General features: G+C 70.9%; 15 protein-coding genes. 2 read left to right on the top strand and 13 right to left on the bottom strand.

Annotation, left to right across the window (positions count from 1 at the left end; translation table 11 throughout):
* Positions 1-23 precede the first annotated feature (23 nt).
* The 12 genes from AB4880_RS04720 to AB4880_RS04665 are packed head-to-tail and all read right to left on the bottom strand — an operon-like array spanning position 24 to position 11,904.
* Positions 24-1,289, bottom strand: coding sequence for a phospholipase D-like domain-containing protein (locus tag AB4880_RS04720; protein WP_367918048.1), 1,266 nt, complete (start codon positions 1,287-1,289; stop codon positions 24-26).
* Between the two features lie 42 nt (positions 1,290-1,331).
* Positions 1,332-1,892 (bottom strand): hypothetical protein, encoded by a 561-nt coding sequence (locus AB4880_RS04715; RefSeq protein ID WP_367918047.1) that lies wholly within the window; start codon positions 1,890-1,892, stop codon positions 1,332-1,334.
* Between the two features lie 8 nt (positions 1,893-1,900).
* Positions 1,901-2,989 (bottom strand): MCE family protein, encoded by a 1,089-nt coding sequence (locus AB4880_RS04710; protein ID WP_367918046.1) that lies wholly within the window; start codon positions 2,987-2,989, stop codon positions 1,901-1,903.
* A gap of 3 nt (positions 2,990-2,992) precedes the next feature.
* A complete protein-coding gene (locus AB4880_RS04705) occupies positions 2,993-4,204 on the bottom strand; it encodes an MCE family protein (protein WP_367918045.1) in 1,212 nt (403 codons plus the stop codon).
* Positions 4,205-4,221: 17 nt separating this feature from the next.
* Positions 4,222-5,253 carry an MCE family protein gene (locus tag AB4880_RS04700; RefSeq protein WP_367918044.1) on the bottom strand — a complete coding sequence of 344 codons (1,032 nt, stop codon included), beginning with the start codon at positions 5,251-5,253 and terminating at the stop codon, positions 4,222-4,224.
* Positions 5,250-6,233: an MCE family protein gene (locus tag AB4880_RS04695; protein ID WP_367918043.1), complete on the bottom strand. Its 984-nt coding sequence runs from the start codon at positions 6,231-6,233 to the stop codon at positions 5,250-5,252. Before AB4880_RS04695 ends, AB4880_RS04700 begins: the two co-directional genes overlap by 4 nt.
* Positions 6,230-7,246, bottom strand: a complete 1,017-nt coding sequence (locus tag AB4880_RS04690) for an MCE family protein (protein WP_367918042.1) — start codon at positions 7,244-7,246, stop codon at positions 6,230-6,232. Before AB4880_RS04690 ends, AB4880_RS04695 begins: the two co-directional genes overlap by 4 nt.
* Positions 7,243-8,304: an MCE family protein gene (locus AB4880_RS04685; protein WP_367918041.1), complete on the bottom strand. Its 1,062-nt coding sequence runs from the start codon at positions 8,302-8,304 to the stop codon at positions 7,243-7,245. Before AB4880_RS04685 ends, AB4880_RS04690 begins: the two co-directional genes overlap by 4 nt.
* 7 nt (positions 8,305-8,311) lie before the next feature.
* Positions 8,312-9,181 carry an MlaE family ABC transporter permease gene (locus AB4880_RS04680; RefSeq protein ID WP_367918040.1) on the bottom strand — a complete coding sequence of 290 codons (870 nt, stop codon included), beginning with the start codon at positions 9,179-9,181 and terminating at the stop codon, positions 8,312-8,314.
* The gene (locus AB4880_RS04675) at positions 9,181-10,005 is read right to left on the bottom strand and encodes an MlaE family ABC transporter permease (protein WP_367918039.1); all 825 of its coding nucleotides are present in this window, start codon (positions 10,003-10,005) and stop codon (positions 9,181-9,183) included. The genes AB4880_RS04680 and AB4880_RS04675 overlap by 1 nt, the downstream gene beginning before the upstream one ends.
* A complete protein-coding gene (locus AB4880_RS04670) occupies positions 10,002-10,925 on the bottom strand; it encodes an SCP2 sterol-binding domain-containing protein (RefSeq protein WP_367918038.1) in 924 nt (307 codons plus the stop codon). The genes AB4880_RS04675 and AB4880_RS04670 overlap by 4 nt, the downstream gene beginning before the upstream one ends.
* Positions 10,926-10,965: 40 nt before the next feature.
* Complete coding sequence (locus AB4880_RS04665; RefSeq protein ID WP_367918037.1) at positions 10,966-11,904, bottom strand: DNA-3-methyladenine glycosylase family protein; 939 nt, start codon at positions 11,902-11,904, stop codon at positions 10,966-10,968.
* Positions 11,905-11,997: 93 nt separating this feature from the next.
* Between AB4880_RS04665 and AB4880_RS04660 the strand changes: the two genes are divergently transcribed.
* Positions 11,998-12,600 (top strand): TetR/AcrR family transcriptional regulator, encoded by a 603-nt coding sequence (locus AB4880_RS04660; protein ID WP_367918036.1) that lies wholly within the window; start codon positions 11,998-12,000, stop codon positions 12,598-12,600.
* A gap of 2 nt (positions 12,601-12,602) precedes the next feature.
* The gene (locus AB4880_RS04655) at positions 12,603-14,129 is read left to right on the top strand and encodes an ATP-dependent DNA ligase (RefSeq protein WP_367918035.1); all 1,527 of its coding nucleotides are present in this window, start codon (positions 12,603-12,605) and stop codon (positions 14,127-14,129) included.
* Here the strand turns inward: AB4880_RS04655 and AB4880_RS04650 are convergent.
* A complete protein-coding gene (locus AB4880_RS04650) occupies positions 14,126-14,383 on the bottom strand; it encodes a hypothetical protein (RefSeq protein ID WP_367918034.1) in 258 nt (85 codons plus the stop codon). The genes AB4880_RS04655 and AB4880_RS04650 overlap by 4 nt on opposite strands.
* Positions 14,384-14,537: the final 154 nt, after the last annotated feature.

The following is a 14,537-nucleotide window of genomic DNA, read 5'->3' as shown; positions in this document are numbered from 1 at the left end:
GACGCGGCCCGACGCGACCGGCGTCAGAGCAGCGGCCGCAGCGGCGCGAGCACCAGCTCGGTGAACTTGCGGTGCATGTCGCGCGCCTCCCACTCCCCGCTGGTCAGCTCGAGGCAGTGGGACTGGTCGGTCTCGAAGATCTCCTCGAGCTCGCGTGCGAAGGCCTCGTCGATGATCTCGACGTTGATCTCGAAGTTGCCCGACAGGCTGAGCCGGTCGATGTTCGCGGTGCCGACGGTCGCCCAGGTGCCGTCGACGGTGGCGGTCTTGGCGTGCACCATCGCGTCGCGGTAGCGCAGGATCCGCACGCCCGCGTCGAGCAGCTGGGTGAAGTAGCCGCGCGAGATCCAGTCGGCCACGATGTGGTTGGACTTCAGCGGCAGCAGCAGCCGTACGTCGACGCCGCGGCGCGCGGCCGCCTTGACCGCGTCGATGAAGTCCTCGTCAGGCAGGAAGTAGGCCTGCGTCATCCAGACGTTGCGGCTGGCCCGGTTGATCGCCTCGATGTACATCGCCCGGATCGGGAACATCCACAGCCGGGGGACGTTGCGCTGCACCCGCACGCGCGGCTCCCACGTCGACGCGGTCTCGAGCAGCAAAGGACGCTCGGAGGAGCGCAGCCGGCGGCGGCGGTTGAGGTTCCAGAAGTCGGCGAAGGCGCGCTTGAGGTCCCAGACCGCCGGGCCGGTGATGCGGACGTGGGTGTCGCGCCACTCCGACTCGTAGGCCGAGCCGATGTTGTAGCCGCCGACGAAGCCGACGTTGTCGTCGACGACGAGGATCTTGCGGTGGTCGCGGCCGTAGCGGCGCAGGTCGAAGAAGCGCCAGCCCGCCGAGTAGACCGGGTAGCGCAGCACCTTCACGCTCGACGGGAAGCGCTGGAAGAACGCCGGCGAGACCACCAGGTTGGCGAAGCCGTCGTAGATGCAGTGGACGTCGACGCCACGCTCGGCCGCCGCGATCAGCGCGCGCTTGAACCGCTCCCCCGTCGCGTCGGCCTTCCAGATGTAGGTCTCGAAGAGGATCTGCCGCTCGGCGCCCTCGATCGCGGCGATCATGTCGTCGTACAGATCGCGCCCGAAGGTGTACGTCGTGACGTCGCCGTCGCCGACCGCGACCGTGCGCGGCGGGGTGGTCGGGAACGGCTTGGGCCGCTTGCCCCGGCGCCGGTAGGAGTCGACGAGCGACATCGCGATCGCGACGATGAACGGGACGCCGACGAGGGTCAGCAGGACCCGCCGCAGCACGGTCCGCAGACCGGCCAGCGAGTCCTCGTCACGATGCGCCACGCACGTCAATCTATCGGGAGGGTTCTCGACAACTGCCGACGGCTACTGCTGACTCTCGTTGCTGTTGGTGCCGCTGAGCAGCTCGAGCCGGTCGACGAGCCACGCGCCGTCGACGCGCTTCATCGTCATGCTGACCCGCTGCTCCTCGATCTTGACGTCCTTGTCGGTGTCGTTGGTGATCGCCTGGTCGACGAACGCCAGCACCTCGACCTGGCTGTCGCTCACCGCGCGCGGCGCGGCGTCGACGACCTGGCCCTTGGCGGTCACCTTGCCGCCGACGATCGCCTTCTGCAGGCCGCTGACGTTGGGCGCGAGCTTGGCCTTCAGGTCGGCGTTGGCGATCTGGTCGAGCCAGCCGAAGTCGTGCTCGCCGTCCTTCCACGAGTACGTCGTGATCTGGACCAGCACCTTCTTGGCCGCGTCGAGTGCCGACTGGGCGGCGTCGTCCTTGGCGGTCAGGGCCTCGACCCGCGCCCGGGCGGTGGTGAGGTCGTCCTGGGCGCCGCGCTCCTTGACCAGCAGCCAGCCGCCGACGGCGAGACACGCCACCAGGGCGGCGATCAGCGCGATGACGAGGGTGCCGGGCTTCTTCTGTTCGCTCATCCGACCGCTCACCGTACCGGACCCGGCGCGTGCGCGGCGCCACGCTGCAGCGTGGCGAAGGACGCCGAGCACCGGCCGTCGCGCTGCAGCGGTCGGCGCTCGTTGACCTTGGGGTCGAGCCGGCGGGTGCCGTAGTCGCAGCGCGGGTCCTGGTCGGGGATGATCTCGATGCGCAGCTCGCCGTCGCGGACCTTGTTGAGCAGCGACTGCAGGCCGGGCGAGTAGTTCTGGAGCAGCGCCCGCAGGTGCGGCTCGTAGGAGCGGACGATGTCGGTGAAGCCGACGCCCGTCGTGAGGAAGCCGGGCAGCACCTGGTCGGCATCCTTGACCAGCTTGAGGAGCTCGTCGAGCTGACCGGGGCCGCGCTTGAGCAGGTCGCGCAGCTCGGGGTCGTAGTTGCGCAGGAAGTGCGCGAACTGCTTCGACGACGTCGCCAGCTGGCGCAGCGAGTCGGCGTTGTCGGTCGCGATCGACAGCACCGAGCCGGAGTTGCCGATGATCCGGTCGGTCTCGGGCCACACCTGGTCGAGCGTCTGCAGCAGCGCGGTGCCCTGGTCGAGGATCTGGCCGAGGTCGTCACCGGTGCCGTTGAGGCCGGTGCTCAGCTCGGACAGGACGACGCGCAGCTTCTTGTCGTCGATCTGGCGCAGCACGCTGTTGACCGCGACGACCGTCGAGCTGAGGCTCTTGGGCAGGTCGGTCGACGTGGCGGGGATGGTCTCCCCCGTCGTGAGGAACGGTCCGCCGGCCTTGCGCGGCTGGAAGTCGAGGTACTGCTCGCCGACCGGCGAGAGGCTGCGCACCTTGGCCAGCGAGTCCTTGGGGATCGCGGTGCCGGAGGTGATCGCGACCGTGGCCACCACGCCGTTCGCGGCGGGGACGATCCGGCGGACCTTGCCGACCTTGATGCCGCGGTAGGTCACCGCGGAACCCTCGAAGAGGCCGCCCGTCTGCGCGAGCTCGACCTTGACCTCCACCGGGGCCGACGTCAGCGGCTGGTCGAGGACGGCGGAGAAGATGTAGGTCACCGTCACGATGAGGACGGCGATCACGCCGGCGAGGCTCAGGTAGAGCTTGTTGCCCAGGATCTTCGTCATGGCTCAGGCTCCTCCGCCCAGCAGGCCGCCGAGGAGGTTGCCCAGCCCCAGCGGATCGGACGTCGTGCCCGAGCCGGACGAGCCCGGCTTCTTGGCGCCCGTCTTGGTCTTGCCGCCGAGCAGACCGGTGCCGAGCAGGCCGCCCTTCTTGCCGCCCAGGATCTTGTCGAGCCCGAGCAGGCCCAGCAGGTCCTTGACCAGGCCGTTGACGGTGCCGGTGACCAGCCCGTTGACGTTGAGATTGTCGACGTGCAGCTCGAGCGCGATGTCGAGGTAGTCGGTCGCGACCACGTTGTCGGCCGCGGCGGCGGCGTTGATGACCGCACGCAGCGAGGTCTCGAAGGTGCCGTTGTTCTTCTGGAACTCCGCCAGCACCGGCTCGATCTCCTTGAGGATCGTCAGCAGCTGGGAGCGGGTCGCGGTCACCGTGGTGTTGGCCGCGCCGGTGAACTTCTCGATCTCGGCGAGCAGCTCGGTGAACTGCGGGGTGTGCTCGCGCAGCACCTTCGCGGCCGGCCGGATCTCGCGCACCGCGCGGTTGATGGTGCCCTGCCGCGCGTTGAGGGTCTTCGACAGCGAGTCGAGCGAGGTGAGGACGCCGTCGATCGCCGAGGTCGTCGAGTTGGCCTGGGTCAGGAAGACCGACGCCTTGTCGAGCAGGGCGCGGTAGTCGCCCTCGTTGCCGTTGAGCGCCTTGTTGAGCTCCTCGGTGACCGTCTGCAGCTGGTCGAGGCCGCCGCCGTTGATGAGCAGCGAGGCCTGGGCCAGCGCGTCCTCGACCGAGGGCGCGGTCGTCGTGCTCGACGTCTTCAGCACCGCCTCGTCGGCCAGCACGCCGCCCGTGGCCGGGTTGGTGATGTCGACGAAGAGCTCGCCGAGCGGGGTCGTGTAGCGCAGCCGGGCGTGGGCGCCCTGACGCACCTCGGCGTCCTTCTTGAGCGTCAGCGTCGCCGTCGCGGTGAAGTCGTTGGCCTCGATGTCCTTGACCTTGCCCATGTCGACGCCGTTGACCTTGACCGGGGCGCCGACCGCAAGGTTGAGCGCGTCCTCGAACTCGGCCTTGATCTCGATCGTGTCGCCGGAGACGCCGGTGCCGGGGATCGGCAGGTCGCGCATCGTGGTGCTGCACGCGGTGAAGGCGGTCAGCAGCACGGCGAGCAGCAGCACGAGGGCCGCGCGCGTGGGCTTCTTCGTCGTCGTCATCGTCATCGTCATCGTCGTCATCGTCGGCCTCACGATCCCGGCTGCGAGCCGTTGATGATGGTGCACAGCGGCCCCAGCAGGTTCTTGCAGACCGTCTGGAGGACGCCGCCCAGCGGGTCGAGGATCAGCGGGTCGATGCGGACCGGGAGCCGGTCGCCGGGGATCATCCGCAGGTTCTCGAGGGCGAGCGGCATCACGCGCAGGATCTCGGCGAGCTGGTCCTGCTTCGAGAGCAGCGTCTTCATCAGCTTGGTGCCGCCGTCGAGGTTGTCGACGATGGCCTGCCGGTTGTCGACCGCGAACTTCGCGACCGTGGTCACCGCGTCGTCGAGCGAGCGCAGGGCCTGCTGGAAGTTGCCGCGCTCGTCGGCGAGCAGCTTCGAGGCCTGCGAGACCTGCTGGATGAAGGTCCGCGCGGTCGACTCGTTGTCGCTGATCGTGCTGAGCAGCACGTCGAGGGACTTCAGCGTGGCCGCGACGTCCTCGCGGTGCGCGGCCAGCCCGTCGACGCCGTCGGACAGCGAGTGGATGGTCTGGTTCAGCAGCGGGCCGCGGCCCTGCAGGGCCTTGGTGCCGGCGTCGATGAACCGCTGCACCGCCTGCGCGGTCTCCTTGTTGCCACCGATGCCGGTCGCGAAGCTGTTGAGCGACTCGAGCACCTGGTCGAAGTCGACCGGCGTCTGCGTCTTGTCGAGCCCGATCGTCGCATTGTCGCGCAGCTTGGGGCCCTGGTGGTAGACGGGCGTGAGCTCGACGTAGCGGTCGGTGGCGACCGAGCGGGCGACCACGACGGCGCCGGCGTCGGCGGGCACCGGCTGGTCGGCGTCGATCTCCATGGTGACGAGCACCTTGTCGCCGGCCGGCTCGATCGACTTGATCTTGCCGACGGTGACGCCGAGGATCCCGACGTCGTTGCCGACGAAGAGGCCTGCGGAGTCGGCGAAGTAGGCCTTGACGGTCATCTTGTCCGAGCCGCCGACGACACCGCATCCGGTGGTCAGCAACACCGCCAGGACGGCGATGAGGGCGCCGGTGGCGCGCAGGAGCCTGGTCGTGCTCATCGGCTGCACGTCCTCTCGAGCTTGCAGGTCGTGTCATCGGCGGGGATGGCCGGCGGCTTCACGTAGAGCGGCAGGAAGGGGCCGCTGCCGGTGGCGTTGGCGACGTACCGGACGGCGGGCGCCATCACCTCGAGCAGGTGGGTGAGCTGCTTGTCCTGGGCGTTGAGCGTGGCGAGGACCGAGTTGAGGTCGTCGAGGGCCGGCTTGAGCTTGCCGTCGGTCGACTTCACGATCGCAGTCAGCGCCTGCGACAGGTCGGTGGTCTCGACGAGCAGCCGGTGGATCGCCTCGCGGCGCGCGGTGATCTCGCTGACGACGAGATTGGTCTGCTTCATCAGCCCGACGATGTCCTGGCTGCTCGCGGAGAGCTGGTCGGTCACCTTCCGGGTCGCGACGAGCAGGTCGCCGACCTGGTCGGAGCGCTTCGAGACCACCTCGGAGAGCCGGGCGACGCCCTGGAGCGCCGGGCCGATCTCGTTCTGGCTGGCGCCGAGCGTGCCGGCCATCTCGGTGAGCGCCTTGGCGAGCAGCTCGGGATCGAGCTCGTCGAGCGCGCCGGAGCCCTTCTCGATGACGTCCTGCAGGTTGTAGGGCACCGACGTGCGGTCGAGCGGGATCTGACTCGACGCCAGCGATCCGCTGCCGTGCGGGTCGACCTCCAGGTAGTGGGTGCCGAGCAGGGTGGCGACCTTGACGGTGGCCGTCGACCGGTCGCCGAGCTTGATGCCGGAGTCGAGGGCGAAGGTGACCAGCACGTGGTCGCCCTGCAGCTCGACGCCGGTCACCTTGCCGGAGACGACGCCGTGCACCTGGACGTCCTCGCCCTTGCGCAGGCCGGCCGTGTGCTGGAGCACCGCGGTGTACTTGTCGGTGCCGAAGGTCGCGAAGCTGAGGTAGACGACGAAGGCGCCGATCAGCCCGATGACGACGAGGGTGACGATGCCGACGCGCAGCGGGTTGCGCTCGTTCATGGGCTTCATCGGCACACCGCCGACCACGGGCCGTTGTTGCCGGCCGGGTTGATGCCCTTGCTGTTCTTCGTCACCGCGATCGAGAGCGAGCAGACGTAGACGTTGAGCGCGTTCTCGTACGACGACGCGCGGCCCAGGGACTCGAACACCGTGGAGAAGGCGGGGATCGCCTTCACCAGGCTGCTGCGCGAGCGCTGCAGCATGTCCGCGACGCTGACCAGCCGGTCGGTCGACCTCGTCAGGGGCACCTTGACCTCCTTCAGGAGCGAGCTGGTCGCGCCGACCAGGCGGCTGACGCCGTCGATCGAGGCGCCGATCGACTTGCGGTCGCGCGCCAGGCCGGTCATCAGGCTCTTCAGCTCGCTCACCGTCCGGGTGAGCTCGTCGTTCTGTCCGGCGACGTTCTCGAGCACCGGCTGCAGGTTGGTCATCACCTGGCCGATCACCTCGTCGCGGTCGGCGAGGAAGTTGGTGAGCTGGCCGGTCTGGGCGAGCAGCTGCTCGACGGTGCCGCCCTCGCCCTGCAGCACCTTGATCAGCGAGCTGGCGAGGGTGTTGACGTCACCGGGCTGGAGCACGCGGAACAGCGGCCGGAAGCCGTTGAGCAGCTCGGTCAGGTCGAAGCCCTTGTCGGTGCGGTCCATCGGGATGGTCGCGCCGTCCTTGAGCTCGGCGCCGCGCGCCCCGGTCTGCACCAGCGCGAGATAGCGCTGGCCGAGCAGGTTCTGGTAGCGCATGACCAGCTTGGTGGTGTCGAGCACTGGCTGGGCCTTGATCAGCTGGACGCCGACCTCGGCGCCGTCGGTGGTGGCCTTGATGCTGGTCACCTGGCCGACCCGGACCCCGGCCGCCTTGACGTCGTCGCCCTTGCGCAGGCCGTTGACGTCGGCGAACTCGGCCTTGAACTCGCGGGTGTCGCCGCTGACGCCGTTCTGCATGGTGTTGACCAGCAGCAGGAGCATCAGCCCGCTCGCCAGTGCGAAGGCGGTGAACTTGATCGCGATGGTGCGCAGCCCGGTCACCGGCCGCCTCCCATCAGGCCCGCGAGCCCGGCGCGGTCGCTGCTGCCGGTGCGGTACGTCGGCCGCTGGCCGCTGCCGTAGTAGGGCGGCGGCGAGAGTCGCAGCGTCCCGTCGGTCTTCACGAATCCCTCTCGGACGGCGCTCGGCAGCGTGCGGCCGAGCGCGATATTCATGGCGAGAGCATCGGTGATGCCGGCCTGGCGGTTGTCGTAGACCGCGTCGAGCAGGACGGCGGCGCCGTTGATGAACGCGACCAGCTTGCGCTGGTTGTTCTCGAGGAAGACCCGCGAGGAGCGGGCCAGGTTGGTGCCGCCGGTGATCAGCGCGGTGAGCGACGCCTCCTGGGTGACGATCGTGTGGAAGGTCACCAGGACGTCGTCGGTGGCGTCGAGCAGGTCGGGCGCGATCTGGTCGACCAGGCGGGTCGTGGCCGCCAGCTTGGTCAGGTCGTCGCGCACCTGCGGCATCCGCGGGTTGATCCGGTCGAGGTAGGAGTTGAGCGTCTTGACCGTCTGGCCGATCTGGTTGCCCCGGCCGTCGAGCGCCTGGGCCGCCGACCCGATGGCCGAGGCCAGCTCGGCCGGGCCGAGCGCCTTGACCAGGCGGTCGATGTCGTCGAGTGCCTGCTGCAGCTCGAGGGTGCCCTGGGTGGCGTCGGCCTTGACGATCGCGCCCGCCTCGAGCTCGCCGCTGGGCGTGCCGTGGACGACGAGGTCGACGAAGGTGGTGCCGAAGACGGTGGCCGGAAGGATCCGCGCGACCACGTTGCCGGGCACCGCCTTGAGGTCGGAGCCCTTCATCGTCAGGTCGACGGTGACGCCCTGGCCGTCGGCGGAGCGGCTGATGCCGGACACCTTGCCGACGATGACGCCGTTGAGCTTGACGTCGGAGCCGTTGCGCAGCGCGCCGCCGGCGTTGGCCACCTGGGCGGTCACGTGCGGCTGGGAGCCGAAGGTGCCGTTGCTGCGCAGCGTGATGAACGCGCCGATCACGGCGAGCGCGACCAGCGTGATCAGCCCGCGCCGGGCGAGCTGCTGTCGGGATGCTTCGCGTGCCATGTCTACCTCACCCCGAGATCCGGAAGCCCGGGTCGCCACCCCAGAACAGCAGGGTGAGGACCATGTCGAGCACGACGATGGACACGATGCTCGCGCGGATGCCGGTGCCGGTCGCCTCGCCGACGGCCTGCGGGCCGCCGCCGACGCGCATGCCGTACCAACAGTGGATGAGCGCGACGGTGAGCGCGAACACCAGGATCTTGATGACCGAGAAGATGATGTCGCGGCCCTGGATGAGGGTCGAGAAGTAGTGGTCGAACTGGCCCGGTGACTGGCCGAACAGGACGACGACGGACTTCTCCGAGGCGATATAGCTGCCGATCAGGCCGATCAGGTAGAGGGGCAGGATCGCGACCATGCAGGCGATGACGCGGGTCGTCACGACGTACCGCATGGCGCTGACGGCCATCACCTCGATCGCGTCGATCTCCTCGTGGATCTTCATCGAGCCGATCTGGGCGGTGAACCGGCAGCCCACCTGAGCGCCGAGCGCGAGCGCGGCGATGAGCGGCGCGAGCTCGCGGGTGTTGACGCTGGCGGAGATGAAGCCGGTCAGCGGCGCCAGGCCGACGATCTCGAGGCCGTTGAAGCCCTCGATGCCGATCGACGTTCCGGCGGCGACGGAGAGCAGGATCATCACGCCGACGGTGCCGCCGCCGACGAGGAGGGCGCCGCTGCCCCAGGCGATGTCCTTGATCTGGCGCAGCACCTCCTTCGGGTAGAGCGCGATCGTCGCCGGGATCTCGCGGAAGACCTTGCCCGAGAAGCTCACGAACGACCCGAGCGTCGCGAGCATCGTCATCAGGCTGTCGGTGGCACCGACCAGCGCGTCGGAGAGGCGGGCTCCGGGGCCCCGGCCGAGCTTGATGTCGGTCATCAGGCACCTCCGGGGAAGAGCATCACGTAGGCCTGGGTCAGCCCGACGTTGATCACGGCGAGCAGGATCACGCTGAGGACGACGGCCTGGTTGACCGCGTCGGCGACGCCCTTCGGCCCGCCGCGGGCGCTGAGCCCCTTGTGGGCGGCGACGATGGTGGCGACGAACCCGAAGATGAAGGCCTTCATCTCGGCGAGGATCAGGTCGGCCGGCTGAGCGAGCCCGACGAAGGAGTCGAGGTAGGTGCCTGAGGAGATCTGGCCGCCGCCGACGACGATGATGAACGCCGTGGTCATCGCGGTCATCGCGACGATCACGGTCAGCAGCACCGAGACGAGCAGCGCGGCGAGGATGCGCGGGGCCACCAGGCGCTGGATCGGCGAGATGCCCATGACCTTGAGCGCGTCGATCTCCTCGCGGACCGTGCGCGCGCCGAGGTCGGAGCAGATCGCGGACCCCACCGCACCCGCGATCATCAGCGACGTGACCAGGGGTGCGCCCTGCCGCAGCACGCCGATGCCGTTGACCGCGCCGATGAACGACTGGGCGCCGATCTGGTTGGCCGCGGCGCCGATCTGGACCGAGGTGATGACGCCGAACGGGATCGACACCAGGATCGTCGGCAGCAGCGAGACCCGGGTCATGAACCAGCACTGGAGTAGGAACTCCGACCAGGAGAAGCGCCGGGCCACGATGTCGGAGAAGCCCCACTGGATCGACTCGACGGCGAGCTTGACCAGCTCGCCGGTCGTGATGATCCCGGCCTTGAACCGGCCGGTGAGGCTGTCGACGACGGAGCGGCCGCCGGCCACCACGGCGCTCATGCGGCGGCCTTCGGGATGTCGAACGCCGAGCTGAGCCGCAGCGCCGCGGTCTTGTCGCCGCGCACGCGCAGCTGGCCGCGCAGTACGCCGGTCACCGCGCTGAGGTGGCCGGTGACCAGCCGGAGGAAGTCGTAGGCCTCGCAGGTGACGGTCGCGTCGCGATCGTCACGGACGGCGTCGGCCGCCTCCCCCGCGAGGACGGTCGCACGACCGTCACTGAGTCGGAGCACGTAACGGTCCACCTCTCCGTCGGGGCGCCCGGTCAGCCGGAAGCCGACCGTGATCTGGACGCCGGCTGCCTTACGGCCGTTCACATGGGCCGGCATGCGCTCGAAGATCTCGTCGAGCACGACCGGCCGGAAGCCGGACGCCATCACCGCGCGCAGGTGCTCGGCGCTCACGCCGTGCAGTGCCCGGGACACGTCCAGCGGGTCGATGGCGCGGGGGTCGCCGAAGAGCCCCGCGACCGCCAGGGCGAGGTCGCTGTCGCCCTCGATCTCCAGGCCGGCGCCGAGGTAGCCGACGGCGACGTCGAGCTCGCCGGTGATGAGGCGCAGCAGCTGCACGGGGGTGCCGCGGACGGTGACGTCGGGCGCGGCGCCGGGGGCCGGCGTCGCCGTACCGTCGTGGAGGCGGACCGTCGCGGCCGCGCGCGCGTCGGTGGCCTCCCAGCGCACGACGGCGTCGACACCGGCGAGCGTTCCGGGCAGCGCGAAGTCGGCGAGACGGGACGTCACGCTCTCGACAACGGCCGAACCCCGCTCGGCGTCATGCACCAGCGCGCGCAGGTCGTCGTCGGACGCCGCCCGGAGCGCCGCCAGCAACGCGCCGGGGTCGGCGGTGAGCAGCGACGACGCGAGCTCCTCGCCCGTCGCGCGAGCCCACGCGCCCAGCCGCACCCGCCCCATGCGCTCCCCCATTCCGCTGCATCCGACTGCCTGTTGCTCGGTGTAACAGATATCACGCGATTTGGTCACGGGGGGAGAGGTGTTCACGTGGCGCCATCCGCGGGCCGCGTCGCGGACGGTGCAGACCGGCCGCTCCGACGAGGAAGGGGACCCGCCCGCGATGCCCCGTCCACGGCACCAGGAAGCGGGCCAGCTCGGCGTCGTCGAAGGGAGTGCCGGTGAGCGCCCAGCCGACGTCTTTGGCGACGTGGTAGTCGCCGTACGAGACGGCGTCGGGGTCGCCGAGCGCCCGCTGCCGGACCTCGGCGGCGGTCCACACCCCGATGCCCGGCAGGCTGCGCAGCCGGCGCTCGGCCTCCTCGCCGGACAGGGACGCCATCCGCTCGATCGCGTCGGCGCGCGCGGCGGCGGTGACCACGGCCCGGCTGCGGGCGGGGTCGATGTGGAGCCGCAGCCACTCCCACGACGGGATCGCGCGCAAGGTGTCGCCGTCGGGCTGGATCATCAGGCCGCAGGCGGCGCCGGGGCCGGGCGCCGGCGTGCCGTGGCGCCGGACGAGGGCGCGGAAGCCGCCGAAGGCCTCCTGGCCGGTGACCTTCTGCTCGATGATCGACGGCACCAGCGACTCGAACACCAGCCCGGTGCGGCCCAGCCGCAGGTGCGGGTGCTGACGGCGGGCCTCGACGAGGACCGGGTGCTGCGGGTCGAAGCCGGTCCAGTCGTCCTCGTCGCCGAGCAGCGCCGGCAGCTGCTCGAGCGCCCACCGCGCGCCGGGACCCCAGGCGCGGGCGTGGACGTCGCCGTCGGCGTCCTGGGCGCGGACGGCGAGTGTCGCGGGGCCCTCCGGCGTCCGACTCCCCCGCCAGTGCCACCCGTCGACGTCGAACCGGTGGGTCGGGTCACCGCCGCCGCGCCGCTGCTGGCGCAGGATGGCGACGACGGGGACGGGACGCCCCGGACGCCAGACGCGGGTCCCGTCCGGTGAGCTCACCGCAGCACTCTACGGTCCGAGTTGGACTAGGCTTTGTCATGCAGGGACGAATACCTTTCGTCCCGCACCCACTTCCACGCTCCCGGAGGGCAGTTGAGCATCGACACGACGCGCCGTCGCGCCCGCCTCGACCAGGAGGCGGTGCTGCAGGCGGCCGAGACGCTCGTCGACCGGGACGGCTACGACGCGCTGACCATGACCTCGCTCGCCGCCGAGCTCGAGGCACGCGTGTCGTCGCTCTACAACCACGTCGCCAACCTCGAGGACCTGCGCGCGATGATCCAGGTCCGCGCGATGCGGCTCCTGGGCGACCACGTCCGCGCCGCCGCGATGGGCCACGCCGGCGTCGCCGGCCTGCGCGCCCTGAGCCACGCCCTCCGCTCGTTCGCCCGCGCGCACCCGCAGCGGTACGCCGCGCTGACCCGGCCGCCGATCGACCGCGAGGAGTTCTACGCGGCCGCCCTCGACGCGATCGAGGCACTCGCCATCATGGGCCGCTCCGCCGGCCTCCCCGACGAGCGGCTGCTCCAGAACGCGATGGCCCTCTTCGCCTGCCTGCACGGCTTCGTGTCACTGGAGGTCGCCGGCTACTTCGGCGACCTGTCCGGCACCAACGCCGAGCTCGACCTCGACGACGTCTACGAGCACGTCATCGACGGCGCCGTCACCGCCGCCTCGCTCGACGCCACCCGCTAGCGATGCTGCTGCGCGACCTGGTCGACGTGTCCCGCGCGGTCGGGGCGACCCGGTCGCGCAAGGAGAAGACCGCGCTGATCAGCGCGCTGCTGGTCGCGGCCGAGCCCGCCGAGCGGGCGCTCGTCGCGCACTACCTGTCGGGGCGCCTGCGGCAGCGGCGTACCGGGCTCGGGTGGCGCAGCCTGCAGTCGCTTCCCTCCCCCGCCGACGCGCCGTCGCTGTCGGTGGCGGAGGTCGACGCCGCGTTCGCGGCGATGTCCGTCCTGTCGGGGGCGGGCTCCGCCGGGCGGCGGGCTGCGTTGGTGGCCGAGCTCTTCGGGCGGGCGACCGCCGCCGAGCAGGAGTGGTTGCGCGCGGTCGCCGTCGGCGAGGTGCGCCAGGGCGCGCTGGAGGCGGTCGTCACCGAGGCGCTGGCGCTGGCCGCGGGCGTGCCGCTCACAGCCGTACGGCGGGCCGCGATGCTGGCCGGCGGCGCGACGTACGTGGTCGACGCGGCGTTCTCGGGCCCGGCCGCCCTCGACGAGGTCGGGCTGACCGTCGGCCGGCCCATCCTGCCGATGCTCGCGTCGTCGGCGCCGGACGTCGCGGCGGCGATCGCCAAGGCCGCCTCGGGCGGCGCGGCCGGCGTGGGGGTCGACGCGAAGCTCGACGGCATCCGGATCCAGGTCCACCGCTCCGGCGACGACGTCGTCGTCGCGACCCGCAGCCTCGACGACATCACCCACCGCCTCCCCGAGGTCGTCTCCATCGTCCGCGCCCTCCCCGCCACCGACCTGGTCCTCGACGGCGAGGCGCTCGCGCTCGCCGCCGACGGCCGCCCGCGCCCGTTCCAGGAGACCGCGTCCCGGACCGCGACCGAGGTGACGGCAGCGGGCGGCGCGGCGGTCACGCCGTACTTCTTCGACGTGCTGCACGTCGATGGCACCGACCTCATCGACCACCCCGCCCACGAGCGCTGGCAGGTGCTGGAGGACCTCGTCCCGCCCGAGCACCGCGTCCAGCGCTGGGTCGGCACCGACGTCGCGCTCGCGGAGGCGTTCACGTCGTCCGTGCTGGCGTCGGGGCACGAGGGCGTCGTCGTGAAGTCGGTCGACGCGCCGTACGACGCCGGGCGCCGCGGCGCCGCCTGGGTGAAGGTCAAGCCCGTCCACACCCTCGACCTCGTCGTCCTCGCCGTCGAGCACGGCTCCGGCCGCCGCCGCGGCTGGCTCTCGAACATCCACCTCGGCGCCCGCGACCCGTCGTCGCCCTCGGGGTTCGTGATGCTCGGCAAGACCTTCAAAGGGATGTCCGACGAGATGCTGGCCTGGCAGACCACCCGCTTCCGCGACCTGGAGGTCGCCGACGACGGCTGGGTCGTCACCGTCCGTCCCGAGCAGGTCGTCGAGATCGCGTTCGACGGGCTGCAGCGCTCGACCCGGTATCCGGGCGGGCTGGCGCTGCGGTTCGCGCGGGTCGTCCGCTATCGCGACGACAAGACGGCCGACGAGGCCGACACGATCGACGCCGTCCGCGAGCTACTGCCTTAGGGAAGCAGCGGGCAGACGACCGCGTCGAGCGTGGCGGTCAGCGCGAACGCCGCGTCGCCGAGCGGCGTCTTCGGCGAGCCCGGCGAGCCGAGCAGCGGCGCGAGCAGGGTCGTGATCGGGCCGCTCGGGCGCGAGCCCGGCGGGGTGCAGGTGCTGCCGGCCGCCTGCGCGGTGCCGGCGCCGACGCCGACCAGGACGGACGCGGACATGCCCACGACGGCGGCGCGCGCCGCCCACCTCTGCTTGCTGGTCATGGTGGAGCCTCCTATGACTGGTAACCCCCCCAATAACGTGGGAACGGTAGCGCTCGCGCGCCAGGGTCCGCCAGAGGCCGCCCGTCCCGAGTTGGGTGGGTCAGCGTGACGCGGGCGTCACGCTCACCCACCCCACCCCTTCGGAAGATGTTGC

The sequence above is a fragment of the Nocardioides ginsengisoli genome, assembly GCF_039537225.1.
GTDB classification, from domain to species: Bacteria; Actinomycetota; Actinomycetes; order Propionibacteriales; family Nocardioidaceae; genus Nocardioides; species Nocardioides ginsengisoli.
The sequence above is the reverse complement of the archived record's forward strand: the minus strand, read 5'-3'. Positions and strand labels throughout refer to the sequence as shown.

What these genes read in the sequence shown, in the direction of transcription:
- AB4880_RS04685 (WP_367918041.1), bottom strand. Translation starts at nt 8,304, where the DNA reads ATGGCACGCGAAGCATCCCGACAGCAGCTCGCCCGGCGCGGGCTGATC.
- AB4880_RS04700 (WP_367918044.1), bottom strand. Translation starts at nt 5,253, where the DNA reads ATGAGCACGACCAGGCTCCTGCGCGCCACCGGCGCCCTCATCGCCGTC.
- AB4880_RS04670 (WP_367918038.1), bottom strand. Translation starts at nt 10,925, where the DNA reads ATGGGGGAGCGCATGGGGCGGGTGCGGCTGGGCGCGTGGGCTCGCGCG.
- AB4880_RS04715 (WP_367918047.1), bottom strand. Translation starts at nt 1,892, where the DNA reads ATGAGCGAACAGAAGAAGCCCGGCACCCTCGTCATCGCGCTGATCGCC.
- AB4880_RS04710 (WP_367918046.1), bottom strand. Translation starts at nt 2,989, where the DNA reads ATGACGAAGATCCTGGGCAACAAGCTCTACCTGAGCCTCGCCGGCGTG.
- AB4880_RS04650 (WP_367918034.1), bottom strand. Translation starts at nt 14,383, where the DNA reads ATGACCAGCAAGCAGAGGTGGGCGGCGCGCGCCGCCGTCGTGGGCATG.
- AB4880_RS04695 (WP_367918043.1), bottom strand. Translation starts at nt 6,233, where the DNA reads ATGAAGCCCATGAACGAGCGCAACCCGCTGCGCGTCGGCATCGTCACC.
- AB4880_RS04675 (WP_367918039.1), bottom strand. Translation starts at nt 10,005, where the DNA reads ATGAGCGCCGTGGTGGCCGGCGGCCGCTCCGTCGTCGACAGCCTCACC.
- AB4880_RS04705 (WP_367918045.1), bottom strand. Translation starts at nt 4,204, where the DNA reads ATGACGATGACGATGACGACGACGAAGAAGCCCACGCGCGCGGCCCTC.
- AB4880_RS04655 (WP_367918035.1), top strand. Translation starts at nt 12,603, where the DNA reads ATGCTGCTGCGCGACCTGGTCGACGTGTCCCGCGCGGTCGGGGCGACC.
- AB4880_RS04680 (WP_367918040.1), bottom strand. Translation starts at nt 9,181, where the DNA reads ATGACCGACATCAAGCTCGGCCGGGGCCCCGGAGCCCGCCTCTCCGAC.